General features: G+C 69.6%; 3 protein-coding genes. 1 reads left to right on the top strand and 2 read right to left on the bottom strand.

Features of this window, described 5'->3' with window-relative positions; all coding sequences use genetic code 11:
* Nucleotides 1-1001 (bottom strand): Y-family DNA polymerase (locus ACLFQI_RS12195; protein WP_410759707.1); only part of this gene is annotated, 1001 nt, incomplete at its 3' end.
* Between the two features lie 27 nt (nucleotides 1002-1028).
* Nucleotides 1029-1397 carry a LexA family protein gene (locus tag ACLFQI_RS12200; RefSeq protein ID WP_410759709.1) on the bottom strand — a complete coding sequence of 123 codons (369 nt, stop codon included), beginning with the start codon at nucleotides 1395-1397 and terminating at the stop codon, nucleotides 1029-1031.
* Nucleotides 1398-2055: 658 nt separating this feature from the next.
* Here ACLFQI_RS12200 and ACLFQI_RS12205 point away from each other — a divergent pair.
* Nucleotides 2056-3957 (top strand): AAA family ATPase (locus tag ACLFQI_RS12205; protein WP_410759710.1); only part of this gene is annotated, 1902 nt, incomplete at its 3' end.

Raw genomic sequence — 3957 nt, forward strand, 5'->3', positions numbered from 1 at the left:
GCACGGCCGGCGGCGGCGGCGAGCCGGCGGCTGTCGGCACTGGGCGCGGCCAGCGGCTGAACGCGGCTGGCGGCATACGGGGGCGGATCCTGGCGAAAACGCTGGGTGCGGATCTCCACCACCAGGGCACTCGCCAGGCCCTGCTGGGCGCGCAGCTTCTCGGCCGCGCGGCTGGTGAAGGCGGTCAGCGCCTCGGCGAGTTCCTCGCGACAGGTCACCGGCACGCCGAAGGACCGCGAGCAGCGGATCTGCTGCTTGTCGGGCGCGATCGCCTCCAGGTCCAGGCAGGCGATACCGCGCAGCTCCAGGGCGGTGCGCTCGAGGGTCACCGAGAAGTGCTGACGGATCTGCCGTGGTGGCGCACGCCGCAGATCCAGGGCGCTGTGGATGCCGAGCGTCTGCAGGCGCGCCGCCAGCCGTGATCCGACTCCCCAGACCGCGCCGACCGGACGCTGTGCGAGCTGGTCGTCGATCTCGGTCTCTGGCAGCGCTTCAAGATCGCAGACCCCCTGCCAGGCCGGGTCCTGCTTGGCCAGGTGATTGGCGAGCTTGGCCAGGGTCTTGGTCGGGCCGATGCCGACGCAGACCGGCAGTCCGGTCCAGCGCAGGACGGTGTCACGGAGGCGCGCGCCGAGCGAGGTGGGCGTCTCGGCCAGGCCGCTGAGGTCGAGGAAGCATTCGTCGATCGAGTAGATCTCCTGATGCGGGGCGAAGCGGGCCAGGAGGCGCATGACGCGCCGGCTCATGTCGGCATAGAGGGCGTAGTTGCTCGACAGGGCGGTGACGGCCTCGCTCCCGGCGCCCGCCTCCCGCAAACGTTGCTGGACCTGAAACCAGGGCTCGCCCATACCGATACCCAGCGCCTTGGCCTCCTTGGAGCGGGCGACGACACAACCATCGTTGTTGGAGAGCACGACCACCGCGCGCGCGCGCAGATCCGGGCGAAACACCTGCTCGCAGGCGGCGTAGAAGCTGTTGCAGTCGACCAGGGCGATGGGCATGGGCGGTGGTCCTGTGCAGCGGCTTGGTCAGACGCTCTTGATCACCCGCGTGACCACGCCCCAGACCTGCAGCTCCTGGCCATCGCTGAGGGTGATCGGTGGGTAGTCGGCATGGGCGGCTTCAAGCCGGACCGCCTGGGGGCGATGGTGCAGGCGTTTGACGGTGAACTCGCCATCGACCACGGCAATGACGATGCGGCCATGACTGGGCTCGAGCGCGCGATCGACCACCAGAACATCGCCATCGTCGATGCCGGCACCGGTCATCGACTCGCCGCTGACGCGCAGCAGGAAGCACGCCTCGGGGTGTGGGGCAAGCAGCTCATTGAGGTCGATCGCCGCGTCCTGATCGTCCTCGGCCGGTGACGGAAAGCCGGCCTGCACCGGCCAGCGCATGCGGGGGAGTGAGCGTCGGGGGTGCCGGTTCGTTGGGCGCAGCAGGCCGAGCAGTTCGGCTTTTGGGCCCGGGCTCGAGAGGACCCGACGCGATGGCCGCTCCGGGCTGCGGGTTGCAAGGGGGGTCAGCGGAATCATCGTGTCGTTCCATCCGATCGCCGGACAACACAAGCGGCAAAGCCGCGCCTGGTTGCATTCGTTGTGTCCGGTGGTGAGGGTGAATGGCGAAACCAGGGCCGATGCCGACGGTGGTCGTCGGCACCTTACGCCAGCACTCGTGGGCTGTCTATCTCGACCGTTCCGCCAACCGCCGGAAGGGCTGCGAATCGCCCGGGGCGGGACCGAGCGGGACATGCACGCCCTGTTCAGCCGTCCGTTCGTACCCGCTCGCGCCGGTCAGACACTCGCTGTCGCACGCGTTTGGTTCAATGGCCGAAACCCGCCACGGAGCACCCGCATGCCCAGCCATCCCCGCCCCCACCGTCCGGCTTCCTCAACGCCTCGTCACCGCCCCTCGCCACCTCAGGTCGACGTCTGGCGTTCCGATCTCGCGCAGATCCCCGCCGCCTCCCGGCGACAGGCGCGCCTCGCCCTCGGGGTGAGCCCCTTCCTCGGCCTGAGCCCTCTCGGACTTCCGCCCCGGCGGGCCAGTGCGGAGTTGCTGCAACTACTGCTGCCGCTGCTGGAGCCGCAGGCCCTGGCCGACTGGGTGCTCGCCCAGGCCGAGGCACTGGAACCCGAGACCGTCGACGCCTTGACCGGTCTGCCCATGGCCCTGGAGACGCCGACCCTCGACGACGATGACGGATACCGGCTGTTGCGGCACCTGTTCGCCGACCAGAAGGCCGCGGTCCAAACCCGTCTGCAAACCGCCGACGGCACGGCCCCGGTCAGCCCCACCGTGCGCCTGCTCGCCGAGGTGCTGGGGTTGGATGAGGTCGAGGCGCAACTGCTCGACTATCTCGATCATCACGCCGGCTCCGAGCCCTTGCGGTCGCTGCTGCGCTGTACGGAGCGCGCCACGAGTGCGTCGAACCGCGCGCGCTTGGCGCGCGTGTTATCCCTGCCTGAGACCGCACTCGCGGAACGGCTGCGCGCCGGCGCCCCGCTGCGCCGGCTGGGATTGATGACCTATGAGCCAGAGGCCGATCTGGAAGACTTCCTGAACGCCAGCGAGCTGCTGAAGACGGTGCTGGAGGCCGCGCCGACCACCCGCGAGGAATTGCTCGGCGCACTGATCGAGCCCGCACCTGCGGCCGACTGGGCGCTGGCCGACTTCCCGCATCTGGCCAGCGAGAGCCAAGCCCTGGCTGAAACCCTGGCGCAGGCCTTGGCCACCCGCAGCAGCGGCGTCAATGCCCTGCTCTACGGCCCACCCGGGACCGGCAAGACCGAATTCGCCCGCGCACTGGCGGCCGATCAGGGCTTGGCCCTGTATCAGGTGCGCAGCAGCGATGAGGACGGCGATGGGCTGAATCGGCGCGGACGGCTCTCGGCCTATCTCTTGGCCCAGCGTCTGCTCGCCCGGCGCACCGATGCGCTGTTGCTGTTCGACGAGGTCGAGGATGTGTTCGAGCGCAGCGACAACCTGCTCGCGCTGTTGCGCGGACAGCGCACCGGCCAGCAGAAGGGCTGGATGAACCGCATCCTGGAGGAGAACGCGGTGCCGGCGATCTGGATCACCAACGATGCCGAGACCATGGACCCGGCGTTTTTGCGCCGGTTCTTGCTGCCGCTGGCGTTTCGCACCCCGCCGCGCTCGGTGCGTCGGCAGATGGCCGAGCGGCAGTTGGCCGACACCGGCGTCTCGGCGCAGGTGTTGGATGAGCTGGCGGGCGATGCGGCGCTGCGGCCGGCGCAGTTCGGGGCGGCGCGCCGCTTGGTGCGGCTGCGCACCCAGGCCGATCCGAAGGCCGATGCGGATGCGGTGGCCCGGGCCGGGATCTCGGCGCAGCGCAGCCTGCTCCAGGGGGCGCCGATGCTGCGTCGGCGCACCCCGGCGACGGCCTTCGATCCAGCATTTCTGAATCTGGACGGCGAGTTGAGTCCGATGCAGCTGTTAGCGGCGCTCGAACGACGCGGTCAGGGCAGCCTCTGCTTCTACGGCCCGCCCGGCACCGGCAAGACCCAGTTCGCCGAGGTGCTGGCCGAGGCCCTGGATCGGGAGTTGATCGTGCGTCAGGGCTCGGAGCTGGTCTCGCCCTATGTCGGCGAGACCGAGCAGAACCTGGCGCGGCTGTTCCAGGACGCCGATCCGGTGCAGAGCGTCCTGCTGCTCGATGAGGTCGACAGCTTCCTCACCGATCGCAGCCAGGCGCGCCACAGCTGGGAGCGCACCCAGGTCAACGAGCTGTTGCAGCAGATGGAGCGCTATCCGGGCATCTTCATCGCCGCGACCAATCGCATGCAGAGCCTGGACCAGGCCGCGCTGCGGCGCTTCGAGATCAAGCTGCAATTTCGCCCGCTGACTCGCCCGCAGCGCCGGGCCTTGTTCGCGCGGGAGGTGTTTGGGGATGCCGAGGCCGAGGTGCCGGCGCTGATCGCGCGGCATCTGGATGCG

The sequence above is a fragment of the Halochromatium sp. genome, assembly GCF_046541315.1.
In the GTDB taxonomy this organism is placed as follows: domain Bacteria; phylum Pseudomonadota; class Gammaproteobacteria; order Chromatiales; family Chromatiaceae; genus Lamprobacter.

Bases quoted from the DNA above. Each gene is read 5' to 3' on its own strand.
- ACLFQI_RS12200 (WP_410759709.1), bottom strand. From the start codon at position 1,397: ATGCGCTGGCCGGTGCAGGCCGGCTTTCCGTCACCGGCCGAGGACGAT.